At 51.2% G+C, this 20,269-nt stretch carries 21 protein-coding genes and 1 other annotated feature; of the genes, 14 read left to right on the plus strand and 7 right to left on the minus strand.

What is annotated here, in order from left to right; genetic code table 11:
• The first annotated feature begins 402 nt into the window (after positions 1-402).
• The 4 genes from yqaB to luxS all read left to right on the plus strand — a co-directional run bounded on the left by yqaB (position 403) and on the right by luxS (position 3,696).
• Positions 403-969: a fructose-1-phosphate/6-phosphogluconate phosphatase gene (yqaB, locus tag F3J38_RS27465; protein WP_167144473.1), complete on the plus strand. Its 567-nt coding sequence runs from the start codon at positions 403-405 to the stop codon at positions 967-969.
• A complete protein-coding gene (locus F3J38_RS27470; protein WP_167144475.1) occupies positions 966-1,394 on the plus strand; it encodes a YqaA family protein in 429 nt (142 codons plus the stop codon). Before yqaB ends, F3J38_RS27470 begins: the two co-directional genes overlap by 4 nt.
• A gap of 31 nt (positions 1,395-1,425) precedes the next feature.
• Positions 1,426-3,030 carry a glutamate--cysteine ligase gene (gene gshA / locus F3J38_RS27475; protein ID WP_167144477.1) on the plus strand — a complete coding sequence of 535 codons (1,605 nt, stop codon included), beginning with the start codon at positions 1,426-1,428 and terminating at the stop codon, positions 3,028-3,030.
• Positions 3,031-3,180: 150 nt separating this feature from the next.
• Positions 3,181-3,696, plus strand: coding sequence for an S-ribosylhomocysteine lyase (luxS, locus tag F3J38_RS27480; protein WP_167144479.1), 516 nt, complete (start codon positions 3,181-3,183; stop codon positions 3,694-3,696).
• Between the two features lie 55 nt (positions 3,697-3,751).
• Here the strand turns inward: luxS and F3J38_RS27485 are convergent, their stop codons facing one another.
• Together F3J38_RS27485 and F3J38_RS27490 are read right to left on the minus strand one after the other, a co-directional pair.
• Positions 3,752-5,038: an HlyC/CorC family transporter gene (locus F3J38_RS27485; RefSeq protein ID WP_167144481.1), complete on the minus strand. Its 1,287-nt coding sequence runs from the start codon at positions 5,036-5,038 to the stop codon at positions 3,752-3,754.
• A 13-nt stretch (positions 5,039-5,051) separates the two neighbouring features.
• A complete protein-coding gene (locus tag F3J38_RS27490) occupies positions 5,052-5,846 on the minus strand; it encodes a cytochrome C assembly family protein (protein ID WP_167144483.1) in 795 nt (264 codons plus the stop codon).
• A gap of 166 nt (positions 5,847-6,012) precedes the next feature.
• Here F3J38_RS27490 and ffh point away from each other — a divergent pair, with 166 nt between their 5' ends.
• The 5 genes from ffh to rplS all read left to right on the plus strand — a co-directional run bounded on the left by ffh (position 6,013) and on the right by rplS (position 9,526).
• Positions 6,013-7,374: a signal recognition particle protein gene (gene ffh, locus F3J38_RS27495; protein ID WP_167144485.1), complete on the plus strand. Its 1,362-nt coding sequence runs from the start codon at positions 6,013-6,015 to the stop codon at positions 7,372-7,374.
• A gap of 142 nt (positions 7,375-7,516) precedes the next feature.
• On the plus strand, positions 7,517-7,765 hold the full coding sequence (gene rpsP / locus F3J38_RS27500; RefSeq protein WP_039330808.1) for a 30S ribosomal protein S16: 249 nt from the start codon (positions 7,517-7,519) through the stop codon (positions 7,763-7,765).
• An 18-nt stretch (positions 7,766-7,783) separates the two neighbouring features.
• The gene (gene rimM / locus F3J38_RS27505; protein ID WP_167144489.1) at positions 7,784-8,332 is read left to right on the plus strand and encodes a ribosome maturation factor RimM; all 549 of its coding nucleotides are present in this window, start codon (positions 7,784-7,786) and stop codon (positions 8,330-8,332) included.
• 35 nt (positions 8,333-8,367) lie between these two features.
• Positions 8,368-9,132: a tRNA (guanosine(37)-N1)-methyltransferase TrmD gene (trmD, locus tag F3J38_RS27510; RefSeq protein ID WP_205298439.1), complete on the plus strand. Its 765-nt coding sequence runs from the start codon at positions 8,368-8,370 to the stop codon at positions 9,130-9,132.
• A gap of 43 nt (positions 9,133-9,175) precedes the next feature.
• Positions 9,176-9,526, plus strand: a complete 351-nt coding sequence (gene rplS, locus F3J38_RS27515; RefSeq protein ID WP_034822234.1) for a 50S ribosomal protein L19 — start codon at positions 9,176-9,178, stop codon at positions 9,524-9,526.
• A gap of 57 nt (positions 9,527-9,583) precedes the next feature.
• On the opposite strand, the gene F3J38_RS27520 is transcribed toward rplS, so the two are convergent.
• The gene (locus tag F3J38_RS27520) at positions 9,584-10,105 is read right to left on the minus strand and encodes a GNAT family N-acetyltransferase (protein ID WP_167144493.1); all 522 of its coding nucleotides are present in this window, start codon (positions 10,103-10,105) and stop codon (positions 9,584-9,586) included.
• A 298-nt stretch (positions 10,106-10,403) separates the two neighbouring features.
• Between F3J38_RS27520 and F3J38_RS27525 the strand changes: the two genes are divergently transcribed.
• On the plus strand, positions 10,404-11,483 hold the full coding sequence (locus F3J38_RS27525; protein ID WP_039330814.1) for a 3-deoxy-7-phosphoheptulonate synthase: 1,080 nt from the start codon (positions 10,404-10,406) through the stop codon (positions 11,481-11,483).
• A gap of 6 nt (positions 11,484-11,489) precedes the next feature.
• On the plus strand, positions 11,490-12,611 hold the full coding sequence (gene tyrA / locus F3J38_RS27530) for a bifunctional chorismate mutase/prephenate dehydrogenase (RefSeq protein WP_167144495.1): 1,122 nt from the start codon (positions 11,490-11,492) through the stop codon (positions 12,609-12,611).
• 33 nt (positions 12,612-12,644) lie between these two features.
• On the opposite strand, the gene pheA is transcribed toward tyrA, so the two are convergent.
• From pheA to bamD, 4 genes are all read right to left on the minus strand, one after another.
• Entirely contained in the window at positions 12,645-13,808 is a 1,164-nt protein-coding gene (gene pheA, locus F3J38_RS27535; RefSeq protein ID WP_167144497.1) for a bifunctional chorismate mutase/prephenate dehydratase, read from the minus strand.
• 22 nt (positions 13,809-13,830) lie between these two features.
• Positions 13,831-13,955 (minus strand) — a sequence feature (Phe leader region).
• Positions 13,907-13,954, minus strand: coding sequence for a pheA operon leader peptide PheL (gene pheL, locus F3J38_RS27540; protein WP_100703679.1), 48 nt, complete (start codon positions 13,952-13,954; stop codon positions 13,907-13,909). (Overlaps the previous feature by 48 nt.)
• A gap of 97 nt (positions 13,956-14,052) precedes the next feature.
• Positions 14,053-14,379 (minus strand): ribosome-associated translation inhibitor RaiA, encoded by a 327-nt coding sequence (gene raiA / locus F3J38_RS27545; RefSeq protein WP_084936434.1) that lies wholly within the window; start codon positions 14,377-14,379, stop codon positions 14,053-14,055.
• Positions 14,380-14,644: 265 nt separating this feature from the next.
• A complete protein-coding gene (gene bamD / locus F3J38_RS27550) occupies positions 14,645-15,385 on the minus strand; it encodes an outer membrane protein assembly factor BamD (RefSeq protein WP_167144499.1) in 741 nt (246 codons plus the stop codon).
• A gap of 130 nt (positions 15,386-15,515) precedes the next feature.
• Here bamD and rluD point away from each other — a divergent pair, with 130 nt between their 5' ends.
• The 3 genes from rluD to clpB all read left to right on the plus strand — a co-directional run bounded on the left by rluD (position 15,516) and on the right by clpB (position 19,916).
• Positions 15,516-16,496, plus strand: coding sequence for a 23S rRNA pseudouridine(1911/1915/1917) synthase RluD (rluD, locus tag F3J38_RS27555; RefSeq protein WP_167144500.1), 981 nt, complete (start codon positions 15,516-15,518; stop codon positions 16,494-16,496).
• Entirely contained in the window at positions 16,493-17,218 is a 726-nt protein-coding gene (yfiH, locus tag F3J38_RS27560; RefSeq protein ID WP_167144502.1) for a purine nucleoside phosphorylase YfiH, read from the plus strand. The genes rluD and yfiH overlap by 4 nt, the downstream gene beginning before the upstream one ends.
• 124 nt (positions 17,219-17,342) lie before the next feature.
• Positions 17,343-19,916, plus strand: a complete 2,574-nt coding sequence (gene clpB, locus F3J38_RS27565; protein WP_167144504.1) for an ATP-dependent chaperone ClpB — start codon at positions 17,343-17,345, stop codon at positions 19,914-19,916.
• Positions 19,917-20,269 lie beyond the last annotated feature (353 nt).

The following is a 20,269-nucleotide window of genomic DNA, read 5'->3' on the forward strand; positions in this document are numbered from 1 at the left end:
CGAGCGGTCGGAGGTTCGAATCCTCCTGGATGCACCATATTCTCGAATATGGAAAGTGCCTCAGTGTGTCATGACGTGATAAACGTTCAGGCCGCACTAAGGAGGATAACGTTGCTTCAGCAACGGCGCGAAGGGCGAGGCGAAAGCCGAGTCATCCTCTGGATGCACCATCTCTTCTCTACAAACTTCAACATACGCTTTCTGAATTTACCCTCCAGCCCCCCCATCGAATAAAAACCACTGATTAAACCGTCATTTATCTCCGGTATCGCTTTCTAACCTTTTTCTGAAAACAAAAATTGCTAATGCTTTCAAAGCATTTGCTGTTAAGCACACCTGGCGACAACCTAAGCGCATTACGCTAAAGTAATGGCTCATTTTATGGTGCTCGACGGAGTGACAATGTACGACCAATATGACGCCCTGATTTTCGATATGGACGGCACAATTCTTGATACTGAGCCGACACATCGAAAAGCCTGGCAGCAGGTGTTGAGCCGCTACGGATTCACCATGGATGAAGAAAAAATGGTGGGTTTCAATGGCGCGCCTACCTGGCAACTGGCGCAATACATTCTTGAACAGAACAAGGCCACGCACGATCCGCATTTGTTGGCCGCAGAGAAGACCGCGGCGCTGAAAGCGATGTTACTGGATGACGTGCGTCCTTTGCCGCTCATGGAGGTTGTGAAGGCTTATCACGGCCGTCGTCCAATGGCGGTTGGCACGGGCAGCGAACACAGTCTGGCAAAAGCCCTGCTTGAAGAGCTCGGTGTATATCATCTGTTCGATGCGGTAGTGGGCGCTGATGATGTACAGCGTCATAAACCGCAACCCGATACCTTTTTACGCTGCGCTGAATTGATGGGCGTGGTTCCTGAGCGCTGTGTGGTGTTTGAAGATGCAGACTTTGGCGTTCAGGCGGCGCAAGCCGCGGGCATGGATGTGGTTGATGTCCGTTTACTGTGAATGAATTTCTGACCTATGGATCGTTATTCGGCAGTAGTTTTCTGAGTGCTACCCTGCTTCCAGGAAGTTCAGAGGCTGTGCTGATTGCTTTGCTGATCGCCCAAAAGGGTTCGGTCTATGGATTGTTATTGGCTGCATCAGTGGGAAACACGCTGGGTGGCCTGACCAACATTTTTCTTGGTCGCCTCATGCCGTCAAAAGGGCAGGGGCGATGGCATGACACAGCAATGACGTGGTTACACCGATTGGGACCTGCAGCACTGCTTTTAAGTTGGCTGCCGGTAGTGGGCGACCTGCTGTGCGTGCTCGCAGGCTGGTTGCGCTTTGCCTGGCTGCCCTCGGTGCTGTTCCTCGCCATGGGTAAAACGCTGCGTTATATCGTTATCGCGACCGCCACATTACAAACATTGCAATGGTGGCATTGATTCGCACAGATTCGAGGCTACGGTTAACATTATGCTGAACAAAAATAAATTATTCGCACAGCGGGAGGTTAATGTGATCCCGGACGTATCAAAAGCGCTTTCCTGGTTGGAAGCGCATCCCGACGCGTTGAAGGGTATCGGCCGTGGCATTGAACGCGAGACTTTGCGCGTGAATCCGAATGGTCACCTGGCAACCACCGGACATCCTGAATCTCTGGGTTCAGCGCTAAAGCACAGTTGGATTACCACCGATTTTGCCGAAACGCTGCTGGAGTTCATTACCCCTGTCGATCAAAACATTGATCGGTCGCTGGCCTTCCTGCGTGATATTCACCGCCACACTGCGCGTGAGTTGGGTCAGGAACGTATGTGGCCGTTCAGTATGCCGGGTTACGTCGATGATGTTGAGAATATTGAGCTGGCGCAATATGGCAGCTCCAACATCGGGAAAATGAAAACGCTCTATCGGCAGGGACTGAAAAATCGCTACAGCGCGCTGATGCAGATTATTTCGGGTGTGCATTATAACTTCTCGCTGCCACTGTCGTTCTGGCAAGAGTGGGCGGATGTTAAAGATGCGGAAAGCGGTAAAGAGACCATTTCTGCCGGTTATCTGCGTCTGATCCGCAACTATTATCGTTTTGGCTGGGTGATCCCGTACCTGTTTGGTGCCTCACCGGCAATCTGTTCGTCCTTCTTGCAAGGTCGCGAAAGCAAACTGCCGTTTGAAACAGACGGCAAAGGCACGCTGTGGCTGCCGTACGCCACTTCGCTGCGTCTCAGTGATTTAGGCTATACCAACAAGTCGCAAAGCGGTTTGGGCATCACCTTTAACTCACTCGACGGCTATGTTGCTGCGCTAAAAGCGGCGATCAAAACGCCGTCAGAAGAGTATGCGGCAATGGGCACCAAAGATGCAGACGGCAACTGGTTGCAGCTGAATACCAACGTGTTGCAGATTGAGAACGAATTGTATGCACCGATTCGTCCAAAACGCGTGACGCGTTCGGGTGAAGCGCCTTCTGATGCGCTGCTACGCGGCGGGATTGAGTACATCGAAGTCCGTTCTCTGGATATCAACCCGTTCTCTGCCATTGGTGTGGACGCTAATCAGGCGCGCTTCCTCGATCTGTTCCTGATCTGGTGTACCTTGGCAGATGCACCTGAAATGAGTTCCGAAGAACTGCTGTGCAGCCGCAAAAACTGGAACCGTGTGGTGATGGAAGGCCGTAAGCCGGGTCAGGTGATTGGCGTTGGGTGTAGCGATACCGAACATCCGCTGGTTGAAGTGGGCAAGGCCCTGTTTGCCGATCTCAGTCGCGTTGCGGAAGTGCTCGACAGCAACGACGGTAGCACGCAATATCAACAGGTTTGCGATCAACTGGTGGCATCGTTTGATGATCCTGAGCTAACCTATTCTGCGCGTATTCTTCATGCGATCAAAGAGAATGGCCTGACCGGAGCGGGTGTTGCACTGGCAGAACAGTATCGCCATCTGCTATGTGAAGAGCCGTTAGAGATTTTGACGGAAGATGACTTTAGTCGTCAGGCGTTGGAGTCTGTGCAGGCACAGAAGACGTTAGAGCAGAGCGATACGCTGGATTTTGAAAGCTATTTAGCAAGTCGCGAAGGCTAAAAAAGAAAATGGCCACATCACTGTGGCCGAAATTAACATCTCTGTTGTCAGGGATGATGATAACAAATGCGCGTCTTTCATATATTCAGACGCTGGGCGAACGGAAAAGTTTCATCGTTTTAAAAAAATTCTCAAAACAGGAGGTGACGTATGCCACTACTGGATAGTTTTACTGTTGATCACACCATCATGGGCGCACCTGCCGTGCGCGTTGCCAAAACCATGAACACTCCGCATGGCGATACCATCACCGTTTTTGATCTGCGTTTCTGCCGTCCGAATATCGATATTCTGACTGAGCGCGGCATTCACACGCTGGAGCACCTGTTCGCAGGCTTTATGCGCAACCACTTGAATGGTCAAGGCGTTGAAATTGTCGATATCTCGCCAATGGGCTGCCGTACCGGCTTCTATATGAGCCTGATTGGTGCGCCTGATGAGCAGCGTGTAGCGAAAGCCTGGAAAGGCGCGATGGAAGATGTTCTGAAAGTGAAAGAGCAGAGCCAGATTCCAGAACTGAATGAATACCAGTGTGGTAGCTACAAGCTGCACTCACTGGACGAAGCGCAGCAGATTGCGCGTAACGTGTTGGCGCATGATATTGGCGTGAACCGCAACGAAGATCTGAAGTTGCCGGCTGAGAAGCTGAAAGAGCTGCACATTTAGTTGTTGCTTCGGCATCAATAAAAACGCCGCGAATATCGCGGCGTTTTTATTGGCTTCAGGAACCGATGGAGGATTTCAACGGATGCTGTGGCGTAATACGCACCTGCTTCACCATGTTGTCTTGCACATCGAGAATATCGACATTGTAGTTGCCGATTTTGACGCATGTGGCAACCTGCGGGATCTCCTCCAGCGCTTCTAACAACATGCCGTTAATGGTGCGCGCCTCATCTTCGGGCAACGTCCAGTTAAAGGCTTTGTTAATTTCACGCACGTTGGCGCTGCCTTCAATCAGTACGGAACCGTCATTCTGTGGCATGACTTCTTCAGCCAGTGAAGGAGACATTGAAGTGGTAAAATCACCGACAATCTCTTCGAGTATGTCTTCGATGGTGACCAATCCTTTGATGTCGCCATACTCATCCACCACCAAGCCAACCTTCTTTTTATTGCGTTGGAATTTCACCAGCTGCACATTCAGTGGCGTTCCCTCTGGCACGTAGTAGATTTCATCAGCAGCGCGTAACAGGCGCTCTTTGTTGAACTCTTTTTTCTCGGTCATCATGCGCCAGGCTTCACGCACACGCAGCATACCGACAGCATCGTCGAGCGAATCGCGGAACAAGACAATACGACCATGTGGCGAATTACTGAGCTGCCGCTCAATAGATTTCCACTCGTCGTTGATATTAATCCCAACGATTTCATTGCGCGGCACCATGATGTCATCAACGCCGACCTTCTCCAGATCGAGCACCGAGAGCAGCATGTCCTGATTACGGCGAGACATCAGCGAGCGTGATTCATAGACAATGGTGCGCAGTTCTTCTTTGCTGAGAGCGGAACTGATGGAGCCCTCGGTTTTGATCCCGACCATCCGCATCAAAATGCGGGTAATGGTGTTGAGCAACCACACCAACGGCAGCATCACATACTGCAATGGCGCCAGTAACACACTGCTTGGGTAGGCGACTTTTTCGGGATAAAGCGCGGCAATGGTTTTGGGTAAGACTTCAGCAAACACCAGTACCACAAAGGTCAGAATACCGGTGGCAATCGCTACCCCGGCATCGCCATACAGGCGCATGCCGACAATGGTACCCAGTGCTGAGGCAAGAATGTTGACGAGGTTGTTACCGATCAGCACCAGACTGATCAATCGATCGGGGCGACGCAGTAGTTTTTCAACGCGGCGAGCGGCACGGTTACCGCTTTTGGCTTTGTGACGCAGTTTGTAACGGTTGAGCGTCATCATGCCGGTCTCTGAACCGGAGAAATACGCAGAGACCAGCACCATGATGACCAGCGTAATGATCAGCGTGGTGGTTGAAACATGTTCCAACGCAAAAATTCCTTTAGTGAGAAGTGAGCAGGTGTTGCAGTACGCGACTGCCGAAATAGGCCATGGTCAGCAGCAGTGCACCACCGCAGTTGAACCAGACGACGCGGCGTCCACGCCAGCCCTCGTGATAGTGTCCCCAGAGCAGAACGATATAAACAAACCAAGCAAGGATAGAAAGAACCGCTTTATCGACGTTTTCCGCGCTAAACAGGTTGTGCATGAAGAACAAGCCGGTGCAGAGCACCAGTGTTAGCAGCACCACACCAATCTGCGTGATGTGAAACATCTTACGCTCAATGCTGAGCAACGGCGGCATATCCTGGGTGAAGGCCAGCTTCTTATTTTTTAATTGGTAGTCTATCCACGCCAGCTGCAGTGCATAAAGCGCCGCGATAATGAGTGTGGCATAGGCAAATAGCGACAGGCCGATGTGAATCATCATACCTGGCGTGGTTTCCAGATGGGTAATAAAGGCATTGGGCACAAATGTCGCAAACGCCAGATTGATCAGCGCAAAGCTGTAAACAATAGGCAGCAGCAGCCAGCCACGGTTGCGTGATGCGACAATGGTCATGATGGCGCAGATGAGCAAGCTGACCAATGAACCAATATTCAGCAGGCTGAGATTTTGTCCGTTATCGACAGCAAAAATACGTTGCTGCAGTGCCACGGCGTGGGCAATTAGCGCCACGCAGGCCGAAAGCACGGCAAAACGACGCCACCCGCCGTTGCGTTTCAGCAGGCTGGGGATGATTAATGCAAGGCTGAGGGAGTAGGCGAACAGCGCCACAATCGCGAAAACGGACATAGATCCTTTCAGGTGTCGGTCAGATAAGGAAAAAAGCAGTATAGCGCCAGCCGCATCAGGCTCCAAACGATCTGAAGGTCAATTGCAGAGATCGCTGAGGCTTCGTGCTATAATCCGCCGCATTGTGCCGCTCTGGCGGCCTCGCTACGGTCCTAAGTGAGAGAGCATGTTTGATAATTTAACCGATCGTTTGTCGCAATCCCTGCGCAACATCAGCGGCCGCGGAAGGCTGACCGAAGACAACATTAAAGACACGCTGCGCGAAGTGCGTATGGCTTTGCTGGAAGCTGACGTTGCGCTACCTGTCGTGCGTGAGTTCATCAACCGCGTGAAAGAAGCCGCGGTGGGTCAGGATGTGAACAAAAGCCTGACGCCAGGCCAAGAGTTCATCAAAATTGTTCGCAACGAATTGGTTGCAGCAATGGGCGCAGAAAACAATGCGCTCAACTTGAACGCGCAGCCGCCTGCCGTAGTGTTGATGGCGGGTTTGCAAGGTGCGGGTAAAACGACCAGCGTAGGTAAACTCGGTAAGTTCCTGCGTGAAAAGCACAAAAAGAAAGTCTTGGTGGTATCAGCCGACGTTTATCGCCCTGCGGCGATTAAACAGTTGGAAACCTTAGCTGAGCAGGTGGGCGTCGATTTCTGCCCGTCTGACCTGAGCCAGAAGCCCGTTGATATTGTTCAAAACGCGCTGAAAGAAGCCAAGTTGAAATTCTACGATGTGCTGCTGGTGGATACCGCCGGTCGCTTGCACGTCGATGAAGCAATGATGGATGAGATCAAACAGGTTCACGCCGCGATCAATCCGGTGGAAACGCTGTTTGTTGTCGATGCGATGACAGGTCAAGATGCGGCAAATACCGCAAAGGCCTTCAACGAAGCGCTGCCTTTGACCGGTGTCATTCTGACCAAAGTCGATGGTGATGCGCGCGGTGGTGCTGCGCTGTCGATTCGTCATATTACCGGCAAACCGATCAAATTTATGGGTATGGGTGAGAAGACTGATGCACTGGAAGCGTTTTATCCAGACCGTATCGCCTCACGTATTCTCGGCATGGGCGACGTGCTGTCGCTGATCGAAGATATCGAAAGCAAAGTTGACCGCGAACAGGCGGAGAAACTGGCGAAGAAACTGAAAACCGGTGATGGTTTCGACCTCAACGACTTCCTTGAGCAGTTAAAACAGATGCGCAACATGGGCGGTATGGCCAGCCTGATGGGCAAACTGCCGGGCATGGGCCAACTGCCAGACAACGTCAAGTCGCAGATGGATGACAAAGTGCTGGTTCGTATGGAGGCCATCATCAATTCGATGACCACCAAAGAGCGACAGAAGCCAGAAATTATTAAAGGTTCCCGTAAGCGTCGTATCGCGACGGGTTCTGGTATGCAGGTGCAAGATGTCAACCGTCTGCTGAAGCAGTTCGACGACATGCAGCGCATGATGAAGAAAATGAAGAAGGGTGGCATGGCCAAAATGATGCGTGGCATGAAAGGTATGATGCCCCCTGGATTCCCTGGTCGCTAAGGCAGCCAGCAATAAGCCGGAGGTTTGACACGTTTAGGTTGCTTTTTGCGCCAAAATGAGTAAAATTTTCGGGCTTTTTATATCGCACTCGGGTTCCATCCCTCGATGGAGCCCGAGTGCTTTATTAACTAATGAGGATGTTATGGTTACAATTCGTTTGGCACGTCACGGCGCGAAAAAGCGTCCGTTCTATCAGGTCGTCGTTACTGACAGCCGCAATGCACGTAACGGTCGCTTCATCGAGCGCGTAGGTTTCTTCAACCCGATCGCTTCTGGTCAGGCTGAAGGTCTGCGTCTGGATATGGACCGTATTGAGCACTGGGTTGGCCAGGGCGCAACGCTTTCAGATCGCGTTAACGCGCTGATCAAAGAAGCAAAGAAAGCAGCTTAATCTGTCACGGTGGTGAGCATGAGCATTAAACCTGCCGCACAGCTTCCTGTTAACCCACTCATACTGGGTAAAATGGGGGCCGCTTACGGGATTCGGGGTTGGCTCAAAGTGTTTTCCTCCACTGAAGACGCTGAAAGTATCTTCGACTACCAACCTTGGTTTATTCAGCGCGCCGGTAAATGGCAGCTGGTGGAACTTGAGGGTTGGAAGCACCACAATCAGGACCTGATCATCAAAGTCAAAGGCATTGACGATCGGGACGCTGCGGCCCAGTTAACCAATTGCGAAATTACGGTTGACTCTACGCAGCTGCCAGCGCTGGAAGCAGGCGATTACTACTGGAAAGACCTTATGGGTTGCAAAGTAGTAAACCTCGAAGGCTACGAAATGGGCAAAGTCATTGATTTGATGGAGACCGGTTCGAACGACGTTCTTGTCGTAAAGGCAAACCTGAAAGATGCATTCGGTGCGCAAGAGCGGTTAATCCCGTTTCTTGATGAACAGGTTATCAAGAAAGTCGATCTCTCTACTGGCACTATTGAAGTAGATTGGGATCCTGGTTTTTGATCTCCGGACAATCCGGTAACGTAACGGCGAACGCGATGTGGATTGGTGTTATTAGCCTGTTTCCAGAGATGTTTCGCGCTATTACCGAGTACGGGGTAACTGGCCGGGCAGTAAAAAATGGCCTGCTCAACATTGAAAGCTGGAGTCCTCGTGACTTCACGCATGACCGGCACCGTACCGTGGACGATCGTCCTTACGGCGGCGGACCGGGGATGTTGATGATGGTGCAACCCTTACGGGATGCAATCCACGCAGCGAAAGCAGCGGCGGGAGAAGGTGCTAAGGTGATTTATCTTTCACCTCAGGGGCGCAAACTGGACCAACAGGGCGTTTGCGAACTGGCGACTAACCAGAAACTTATTCTGGTATGTGGTCGCTATGAAGGGATTGATGAGCGCGTGATTCACACTGAGATTGACGAAGAATGGTCAATTGGTGATTACGTTCTCAGTGGTGGTGAGCTACCAGCTATGACATTGATTGACTCGGTCGCCCGGTTTATTCCCGGTGTCTTGGGGAAACAAGCGTCAGCCGAAGAGGATTCGTTCTCGGATGGTTTGCTGGATTGCCCGCACTACACCCGACCTGAAGTGTTAGAAGGGATGGAGGTTCCGCCAGTCTTACTGTCGGGCAACCATGCTGATATTCGCCGTTGGCGCCTGAAACAGTCGCTAGGCCGTACCTGGCTGAGAAGACCTGAACTTCTGGAAAACCTGGCTCTGACTGAAGAGCAAGCACGGTTGCTAAATGAGTTCCAACGGGAACATCAGCAGCAACAAAACGATCAGGCGGAAGAGTAATCTTCCCTGACTATCAGTTTACCCAGGATATAGAGATTTAATTATGAGCAACATTATCAAGCAACTTGAACAAGAGCAGATGAAGCAGGACGTACCTTCATTCCGTCCGGGTGATTCCGTGGAAGTGAAAGTATGGGTCGTTGAAGGTTCTAAGAAACGTCTGCAGGCATTCGAGGGCGTGGTTATCGCTATTCGTAACCGCGGTCTGCACTCTGCATTCACTGTTCGTAAGATTTCAAACGGCGAAGGCGTTGAGCGTGTCTTCCAGACTCACTCTCCGGTAATTGACAGCATCTCTGTCAAACGTCGTGGTGCTGTGCGTAAAGCCAAACTGTACTACCTGCGTGAGCGTACCGGTAAGTCAGCTCGTATCAAAGAGCGTCTTGGCGCGTAAGCGACATCTCAAAGTTAATAGCAAACAAGGGGTTGGCCTAAGGGCCAGCCCCTTTTTTTATGGTCGCTTAAGATGGTAAATCGCGCTATTCACTGGGCCGCTGTCAAGAATGATTAAACCATAGCGGTAATCGATGAACTCAAAACCACTGCGCAATGCCACGGCACGGCTGGCGTGATTCTCCTCAGCAGCGATAATCTCCAGTAAGGGGATCTGCGCGTGCTGGAAGCCAAAGTCTACCAATTGAGCCACTGCACGTGTTGCGACACCTTGCCTTTGTGCATCGCTGCGAACCCAATAACCTAATGCAGTAAATTCCCCAGGCCGCTGTGCGAATCTGATGCCTGCACCGCCGAGTAACCGATCATTGCTATCGACAATAGCGAACTCTTCCGCTTCACCGTTACTGCGCTGCATATGGGTGAAGTTAATCCAGCTAGCGGCTTCCTCTACATGATAATCGTGATGCGCCCATACCATCCATGGCAGCAGGCTGTTGAGAGACTGATTGACAGCCGCAGTAAAGGCGCCAGTATCCTGAATAACGAAAGGACGTAGGGTGATGTTGGAGGTTGGCATCCTAAGATCCTGAAAAACGATGAATAACAAAATGTTAATGGAAAAAGAGGGCGTTGGCATTTTTTCAACAAAAGCATAGTGTAAAGTTTTAGTTACATAAAATGATTTGTGTTGAGCTGGTGTTATCTCATTAACTTTATGTATTTAATGGTTTTGTTTTTTTATTTTCGTGGTGTTTATCAATGGTGGTAATAAAAGTGTACATGCATGGATTGCAAGATGTACAGGTTGTGGTACAGTAAGCGCCATCCTCAGTGAGGATCCCAAACCGCATAAACGAGTAAAAAGGATCGCTATCATGCAGAAAGACGCGCTGAACAATGTCCATATCGCCGACGAACAGATTTTAATCACCCCGCAAGAGCTGAAAGCGAAGTTCCCGCTCACTGCGGCGCAGGAAGCGCAAATTGCTGCTTCCCGTCAGACTATTGCCGATATCATCGCGGGCCGCGATCCGCGTTTGTTGGTGGTCTGTGGTCCCTGTTCGATCCACGATACCGAAGCGGCACTTGAATACGCTCGTCAGCTACAAACTCTTTCTGCACAGTTGAAGGATCAGCTGTACATTGTTATGCGCGTTTATTTTGAAAAACCTCGTACCACTGTTGGCTGGAAGGGGTTAATCAACGATCCTTACATGAACAACTCATTTGATATGGAAGCCGGGCTGCACATTGCGCGTCAGCTGCTGGTTAACCTGGTGGAAATGGGACTGCCGTTGGCAACCGAGGCACTGGATCCTAATAGTCCACAATACCTGGGCGATCTGTTTAGCTGGTCAGCAATTGGTGCACGTACCACTGAATCACAAACTCACCGTGAGATGGCCTCGGGCTTGTCCATGCCCGTCGGTTTCAAAAATGGTACTGATGGAAGCTTGGGCACCGCGATTAACGCTATGCGTGCTGCTGCGATGCCACACCGTTTTGTGGGTATTAATCAGGCGGGGCAGGTTTGCTTGCTGCAAACCCAGGGCAACCCAGATGGTCACGTGATTTTGCGCGGTGGAAAAGCACCTAATTACGGTCCAGAGGATGTGGCACAGTGCGAAAAAGAGATGCTGAAAGCGGGACTGCGCCCAGCCTTAATGATAGATTGCAGCCATGGTAATTCTAACAAAGACTATCGCCGTCAGCCGGGCGTAGCCGAATCGGCTATTGCGCAGATTAAAGATGGAAACCGCTCCATCATTGGCCTGATGTTGGAAAGCAACATTCATGAGGGCAACCAGTCTTCTGAACAGCCACGTAGCGAAATGAAATACGGTGTTTCGGTTACTGATGCCTGCATCAACTGGGAAACCACTGAAACCTTGCTGCGTGAAATCCATCAGGATCTGCAGGGAGTGCTGTCGGCGCGTCTGTCACACGAGGTGTAATGAGTCATGGTGGCTGAACTGACCGCGCTGCGCGATCAAATTGATGAAGTAGATAAAGCCTTACTTGGACTATTGGCCAAACGTCTTGAGCTGGTAGCCGAAGTCGGGGAAGTGAAAAGTCGCTATGGCTTGCCGATTTATGTGCCGGAACGTGAAGCCAGTATGTTGGCTTCACGTCGTCAGGAAGCAGAGAGTCTCGGTGTTTCACCCGATTTGATCGAAGATGTGCTGCGTCGTTTAATGCGCGAATCTTATGCGCATGAAAATGACAAAGGTTTCAAAACGCTATGCCCGACGCTGCGCCCTGTCGTTATCGTGGGTGGCGGTGGCCAAATGGGGCGCCTGTTTGAAAAGATGCTCACGTTGTCGGGTTATCAGGTGCGTATTCTTGATAAAGGCGACTGGGATCGCTCTGATGAGCTGCTCAAAGATGCCGGCATGGTCATTATCAGTGTGCCGATCCATCTCACCGAGCAAATCATCGCCGAGCTGCCTAAGCTGCCGGAAGATTGCATTTTGGTCGATTTGGCGTCGGTGAAGAATCGCCCACTGCAGGCAATGCTGGCGGCGCATACTGGGCCTGTTTTGGGTCTGCATCCCATGTTTGGTCCTGACAGTGGAAGCCTGGCGAAGCAAGTTGTGGTGTGGTGTGATGGTCGTCAGCCGGAAGCTTATCAGTGGTTCCTGGAACAGATTCAGGTGTGGGGCGCGCGTTTGCATCGCATCAGCGCTGTAGAACACGATCAGAACATGGCATTCATTCAGGCACTGCGCCACTTTGCCACTTTCGCTTATGGCCTGCATCTGGCGGAAGAGAACGTCAATCTGGACCAACTGCTGGCCTTGTCCTCACCGATTTATCGTCTGGAGCTGGCAATGGTAGGGCGGTTGTTCGCACAGGATCCGCAGCTGTACGCTGACATTATTATGTCCTCGGAAAGCAACCTGGCGCTGATTAAACGTTATTATCAACGTTTTGGCGATGCGATTAAATTGCTGGAGCAGGGCGACAAGCAGGCGTTTATCAAGAGCTTTGAAGGTGTTGCGCAATGGTTTGGCGATTACGCTCAACGCTTCCTGGTAGAGAGTCGAAGCATGTTGCGTTCGGCGAACGATAGCCGGCAATAAACGAGAAGGCATCCGTGAGGATGCCTTTTCTGTTTACAGACGTGGTTCTACTGGAACGACGTTTTCACCGGGATAGCAGCCAAGTACCTTCAGTGAACGAGTTAAGTCCCTTAACTCTTTCAGGGCAAGCTGCATGCTCTCTGATTGCAGATTGCCCTGCACATCAATGTAAAACATCTCTTCCCATGGATTGCCGTTGATAGGACGGTTCTCCAGTTTACTCATAATGAGATTATGGTTGCGCAATACCAGCAAGGCTTCCACCAACGCACCAGCCTGCTGGCCCGTTGCCATGATCAGCGTGGTCTTGGCCGGCACCTGGCTGGAAACTTCAATTGATTTCCGTGCCAGAACAATGAAGCGGGTATGGTTTTGCTGCTGGTTAGCCAAATCACGCTCCAGCACCTGCAAGCCATACAATTCTCCGCCCGCTTCGCTGCCGAGTGCAGCGACTTTTAATGAGTTCATTGCTGCGACCTTCTCCATCGCGGCAGCTGTGCTTTCGGTGTACTCAATTTTCCACTGCGGGAAGCGATTAATGAACTGGCTACATTGCTGGAACGGCTGTGGATGGCTGTAGACGGTCTCGATCTGTTGCAAGTCAGTATTGCCGTTCACCAACACACAGTGTTCGATAGGGATCGTCAACTCGCCCACGATAGAGAGGGTGGTTTGCTGCAATAAGTCATAGACGTCGTTGATTGAGCCAGAGCTGGTGTTTTCGATCGGCATCACCGCGTAGTCTGCCTGAGCACTCTCAACCTGGTGAATGATGTCGTGAAATTTTAGGCAACCGATTTCAACCATTGAATCAAAATGGCGGGTTGCGTATTTGCGGGCTGCAAGGTGTGAATAGGAGCCCTTAGGTCCAAGGAAAGCGATGCGAGGTGCGTGTGCGTGAGGGTGATTTAGGTTCTTTTGTAACAACGCTTGCTGGGTGAGTACCGAATCTTCGATCACCAACTGGAACAGACGGGTAATGTAGTGCGCATCAAGCTGATGTTTTTTCCCTAATGAAATCAGATTTTCCAGCAGGGCGCGTTCGCGTTCAACATCACGGATGGGGCGATGCGTAGCCAGTTTCGCCTGTGCAACTTCAATCGCCAGCGAACGACGCTCGGCCAACAGCGTTAACAGCTTTTCATCAACGGCGCTGATCTTATCGCGTAATGCCAGCAGGGGATTTTCGGGATTCATAGGGCTCACCTGTAAAATGTCCAATAAAAAAGCCTCCCTTTTGGGAGGCTTTGTTGTTCGTCTTCGCATTCATTTTCACATGACGAATCGCCTCCCAATCAGGGGAAGGTAAAAAAGAATGCGAAGAAGAACGGTAGATGTTTCATGTGTGTTTCCTGCGTTAAAGTGAACTGAGATTAACCGCAGTGATTAAAAGCTGTCAATAAAAAACGCGCCCGTAGGCGCGTTACTGGAAAAGGGTGATTTATCCCGCAGGGCTAAAATCTTTCATGCTGCTGGTTGCGCGGCGAGCTTCAGGCTTATGCTGCGCTTTATTGAGTTGTCGTTCCAGCTTAGCAATCAAGTCATTAATGGCCGTGTACATATCTTCGTGTTTCGCGCTGGCGACCAGCGTGCCGTTTGGCGTATTAATGGTGGCATCAGCCACGAATTCTTTCGGCTCTTTCGATAACACGATGTGCGGATTTATCAGGTGAGTTTGCCATTTTTCCAGCTTGGCGAGACGGTCTTCGACATGGTTGCGGATAGCCGCAGTGATTTCCATTTGTTTGCTGGTAATGTTCAGAATCATAGTTAAACCTCTCTGTCATTTCCGTCTGGGTAGGTCCAGCATACCGCGGAATTCAGGAAAATGTGTGATCTGGATCACATTGAAATGTCACTTTTTGTCAATGCCAACGAATTGTGAGAAAGCCCGGGAAAGTGACGGAAAAAGCTTGAAGCGGTTGATTGAACGGAGCAAACTTGATGAGTTAACCGTAGCGGAAATCAGCAGTTTGACTGCATTTCGGCAAAAAAAAGCAGCCTTTACGGCTGCTTTTTTATTGGCAGTAAAATCAGGACTGGCTATTAGCCGCGATGATTTTTGCCACCTTGTCGGCTTCTGCGGTGAGTTGCAGCTGGCGATAGGCATTTTCCATCAGTGGCAGCGCCTGATGCGTGGCTTCAGTATCAGGATAATCCTTCATCATCCCTTCTACGCGGTTAACAACGGCGACATAAGCACCGCGCTTGGTATAGAATTGCGCAACCGAGAGTTCATACTTCGCCAGACGCTCTTTCAGGTAGGCCAAACGTTTCTGCGCATCCTCAGCATATTGGCTGTTTGGATAACTACGCAGTAACTGTGAGAAGTCACGGAAAGCATCACGAGCGTGCGTCGGATCACGATCGGAACGATCGATACCGAAGAAGCCTTGCAGTGCAGAATCATCCAACGCCATATCCGTCAGACCTTTCATATATATGACGTAATCGATGTTTGGATGAGTCGGATTCAAACGCATAAAGCGTGTGATAGCGGCTTGCGCCAGTGGCAGATCGGCATTTTTGTAGTACGCGTAGATCAAATCCAGCTGCACTTGCTGCGAATATGGGCCAAATGGATAGCGGTTATCCAGTGCTTCCAGTTGCTTAATCGCCGCTTTAAAGTTACCGTCCTGCAGCTTTTGCTGGGCTGTGGCGTAAATTTCAGACGGCGGGCTGTCCGGGACGGGATCCGATGAGCCGGAACAACCCACCAGAGCCAGGCTCAGGCTCAATGTGGCAGCAGCCACCAGATGTTTCATACGCGTCATGACGAAATGATTATCCTCAAAGTGTTGTAGCGGAAGCTGTCCGTTTAGCTCCCGGTTATGACCTGGTACGATAGCACATTATATTAAACGGCATCGCCGTGAAAACCCAACGTTAACGAAGAAGCTGTATATGGCACAACAAGTTCAACTCACCGCAACGGTGTCCGAAGCACAGCTTGGACAACGCTTAGATCAGACTTTGGCGGAATTGTTCCCTGATTATTCACGTTCTCGCATAAAAGAATGGATTCTTGAGCGCCGAGTCAGCGTCAACGGCACCATCATCGATAAACCGAAAGAGAAAGTTTTCGGTGGTGAGCAGGTGTCAATTGATGCTGAAATCGAAGAAGAGCAACGCTGGGAAGCACAAAACATCCCACTGAATATCGTCTACGAAGATGACGATATCCTGGTGATTAACAAACCGCGTGGCCTTGTGGTGCATCCGGGAGCGGGTAATCCTGATGGCACGGTACTCAACGCGCTGCTCTATCATTACCCGCCAATCGCAGATGTTCCACGTGCTGGCATCGTACATCGCCTTGATAAAGATACCACCGGTTTGATGGTGGTGGCCAAGACGGTTCCGGCGCAAACACATCTGGTGGAAACGCTGCAGCTGCGTGAGATTACCCGTGAATATGAAGCGGTGGCGATTGGCACCATGACCGCAGGCGGCACGGTTAACGAGCCAATGGCACGTCACTCCACCAAGCGCACCCACATGGCGGTGCATCCGATGGGGAAACCGGCGACCACCCATTATCGCATCATGGAGCATTTCCGTGCCCATACGCGCTTGCGCTTGCGCCTGGAAACCGGACGTACCCATCAGATTCGCGTGCATATGGCGCATATCAACCATCCGTTGGTGGGTGATCCGCTGTACGGCGGTCGTCCACGGCCACCAAAAGGTGCATCCGACGCGTTCATCGCCGCGCTGCGTGGGTTTGATCGTCAGGCCCTGCATGCCACCATGCTGCGTCTCTATCATCCCATCACCGGAATTGAGATGGAGTGGCATGCGCCATTGCCGCAGGACATGGTTGATCTGATCGATGCATTGAAAGCCGACACCCATGAGTTCCGCGATCAGATGGATTGGCTATGAGTGAGTGGATCATCCCGGACTGGCCTGCACCGCAGCGTGTCCAGGCATGTTCCACTACACGTCACGGCGGCGTCAGCGTCGCGCCCTGGGATTCATTGAATCTTGGGGCGCACGTTGGCGACAGCGAAAGTCATGTGATGCAGAATCGCCTGCGTTTAACGGATGACGTTTTACCTGCTATGCCACAATGGCTTAATCAGGTTCATGGGCAGGACGTTGCACGTTTACCTGCAAATGAAAGCGTGCCGAATGCGGATGCCGCCATTACACGAGAATCAGGTGTGGTGTGCGCGGTAATGACCGCAGATTGCTTACCCGTATTGTTTTGTAGCGATGATGGTAAAGAAGTCGCCGCTGCACATGCGGGGTGGCGGGGCCTCTGCAATGGGGTATTGGAAAAGACGTTGGCGCAATTTCACTGCCCCGCCCACCATATCCATGCTTGGCTTGGTCCAGCGATCGGCCCGCAGGCATTCGAGGTTGGCGCTGAGGTGCGTAAGGCCTTCATCGCCCATGATGCACAAGCCGATGCCGCTTTTCGTCCCTTGGGTGATAAATATTTTGCGGATATCTGGCAGCTTGCCCGTCAGCGGCTTGAGGCTGCCGGAGTGCGCTCCATCAGCGGTTCACCACGTTGCACGTACACAGAATCTGCTAATTTTTTCTCCTTTCGACGCGACGGAATCACCGGACGTATGGCAACTTTGATTTGGCTGAGATAACCTTACGCCGCAAGACGATCCAGTAGCGTATTTTTTGCTCGCAACTCAGGTCATTAACCTTGAAAAATTTGAGGGATGACCTCATTTAATCTCCAGTAGCATTTTGACCTGTATTGGAGGAATCATGCGTCTGGATCGTCTTACTAATAAATTCCAGTTGGCCCTTGCCGATGCTCAGTCCCTTGCCCTGGGACACGACAATCAATTCATTGAACCCCTTCATTTGATGAGCGCGTTGCTCAATCAGGAAGGCGGATCGGTGCGTCCGTTGCTTAGCGCAGCAGGTGCCGATGTGGCTGGTCTGCGTACCAATATCGAACAAGCTATCAACCGACTGCCACAGGTGGAAGGTACGGATGGCGATGTACAGCCTTCAGCCGATCTCATTCGGGTTTTGAATCTGTGCGACAAACTCGCGCAAAAGCGCGGCGACAACTTTATATCATCTGAATTATTTGTTCTGGCGGCCCTCGACTCTCGTGGTTCGCTGGCGGACATATTGAAGTCTGCTGGTGCAACCACCGAAAAACTCACTAAGGCCATCGAGCAATTGCGGGGAGGGGAGAACGTGAACGATCAAGGGGCTGAAGATCAGCGCCAGGCTTTGAAAAAATACACCATCGATCTTACCGAGCGTGCCGAGCTCGGTAAATTAGACCCGGTGATTGGTCGTGATGAAGAGATTCGTCGCACCATTCAGGTATTGCAGCGCCGCACCAAAAATAACCCTGTGCTGATTGGTGAGCCCGGCGTGGGTAAAACCGCCATTGCGGAGGGGTTGGCGCAGCGCATTATCAATGGTGAAGTGCCAGAAGGTCTGAAAGGCCGTCGCGTGCTGGCATTGGATATGGGCGCACTGGTGGCCGGTGCAAAATACCGTGGCGAATTTGAAGAGCGTCTGAAAGGCGTATTGAGTGACCTTGCCAAGCAAGAAGGCAACGTCATTCTGTTTATTGATGAATTGCATACCATGGTCGGTGCCGGTAAAGCTGATGGCGCCATGGATGCGGGTAACATGTTGAAGCCTGCATTAGCGCGTGGTGAACTGCACTGCGTCGGTGCCACGACGTTGAATGAATATCGTCAGTTCATCGAGAAAGATGCGGCGCTGGAACGTCGCTTCCAGAAAGTGTTTGTGGCTGAACCGAGTGTCGAAGATACCATCGCGATTCTGCGTGGCTTAAAAGAGCGCTACGAGTTGCACCACCATGTGCAGATCACCGACCCGGCGATTGTGGCGGCGGCAACCTTGTCGCACCGCTATATATCGGACCGTCAGTTGCCCGATAAAGCCATTGACCTGATCGATGAAGCGGCTTCAAGCATCCGTTTGCAGATGGATTCGAAACCGGAGTCGCTCGATCGTTTAGAACGCCGCATCATCCAGTTAAAGCTGGAACAGCAGGCACTGAAGAAAGAGTCGGATGATGCCAGCATTAAGCGTCTGGAGATGTTGGAAACGGAACTCGATCAGAAAGAGCGTGAATATGCTGAGCTTGAAGAAGAGTGGAAAGCGGAAAAAGCCTCTTTAACCGGTACGCAGAACATTAAGGCGGAACTGGAGCAGGCTCGTCTTGCGATGGAACAGGCGCGACGTGTTGGCGATCTGGGCCAAATGTCCGAACTGCAGTACGGTAAAATTCCGGAGCTGGAAAAGCAGCTCACCATTGCGACGCAGTCCGAAGGTAAAACCATGAAGCTGTTACGCAACCGCGTAACAGATGTGGAAATTGCCGACGTGCTGGCGCGCTGGACCGGCATTCCAGTGGCACGAATGATGGAAGGCGAGCGTGAGAAATTGCTGCGGATGGAGCAAGAGCTGCATGCGCGCGTGATTGGTCAGAACGAAGCGGTCGATGCGGTATCGAATGCGATTCGCCGTAGTCGTGCAGGTTTGTCCGATCCCAATCGTCCAATTGGTTCGTTCCTGTTCCTTGGACCAACCGGTGTCGGTAAAACTGAGCTGAGTAAGGCGCTGGCTAATTTCTTGTTCGACAGTGACGATGCCATGGTACGTATTGATATGTCCGAGTTCATGGAAAAACACTCGGTGTCACGTTTAGTCGGTGCGCCTCCGGGGTATGTCGGATACGAGGAAGGAGGCTATTTGACCGAGGCGGTTCGCCGTCGTCCTTATTCGGTTATCTTGCTCGATGAAGTAGAGAAAGCTCATCCGGATGTGTTCAACATCTTGTTACAGGTGCTGGATGATGGTCGCCTGACTGATGGCCAGGGGCGCACGGTAGATTTCCGTAATACCGTGGTCATTATGACCTCTAACCTTGGATCGGATTTGATCCAAGAACGCTTTGGTGCTTTGGACTATCCGGAAATGAAAGATATGGTGATGACGGTGGTAGGTTCGCATTTCCGCCCAGAGTTCATTAACCGTATTGATGAGGTGGTGGTGTTCCATCCATTGGGAGAACAGCACATTGCGTCCATTGCGCAGATTCAGCTGCAGCGGTTGTATCAGCGTCTCGAGGAGCGTGGTTATCAATTACATATCTCGGATGCCGCGCTGAAACTGCTTGGCGAAAATGGTTACGATCCCGTTTACGGTGCGCGCCCATTAAAACGCGCTATCCAACAGCAGATCGAAAACCCGTTGGCGCAGAAGATTCTTTCTGGTGCTTTTGTCCCGGGTAAAACCATTGAGATGGATGTAAAAGACGGCATCATTGTGGCGCATCAGTAATGCGATGTGACTTTAACGGGCCTGCGGGCCCGTTTTTTTATGGTGTTTCATAAGATTTAGGTCGATTTTGCAACGTTTGGGTTAAAGAGTGAGCGGTTGTGCAAAAACTTTAAAATAGCACTTGTCAGCCCTCAAGAAATCCCTATACTGCGCCACCACTGAGACGGCAAAGCGGCAACGCAGACGACTCAGCAGGGAGTAAAGTGATTCATCCCGCCGGAGAAAAACGCTGAAAAAAGTGTTTGACTCTGAAGGAGGAAAGCGTAATATACGCCACCTCGCAACAGCAAGCTAACGCGCTGATTGCACCGCTCTTTAACAATTTATCAGACAATCTGTGTGGGCACTCGCAG

The sequence above is a fragment of the Candidatus Pantoea formicae genome, from assembly GCF_011752625.1.
GTDB lineage: Bacteria > Pseudomonadota > Gammaproteobacteria > Enterobacterales > Enterobacteriaceae > Pantoea > Pantoea formicae.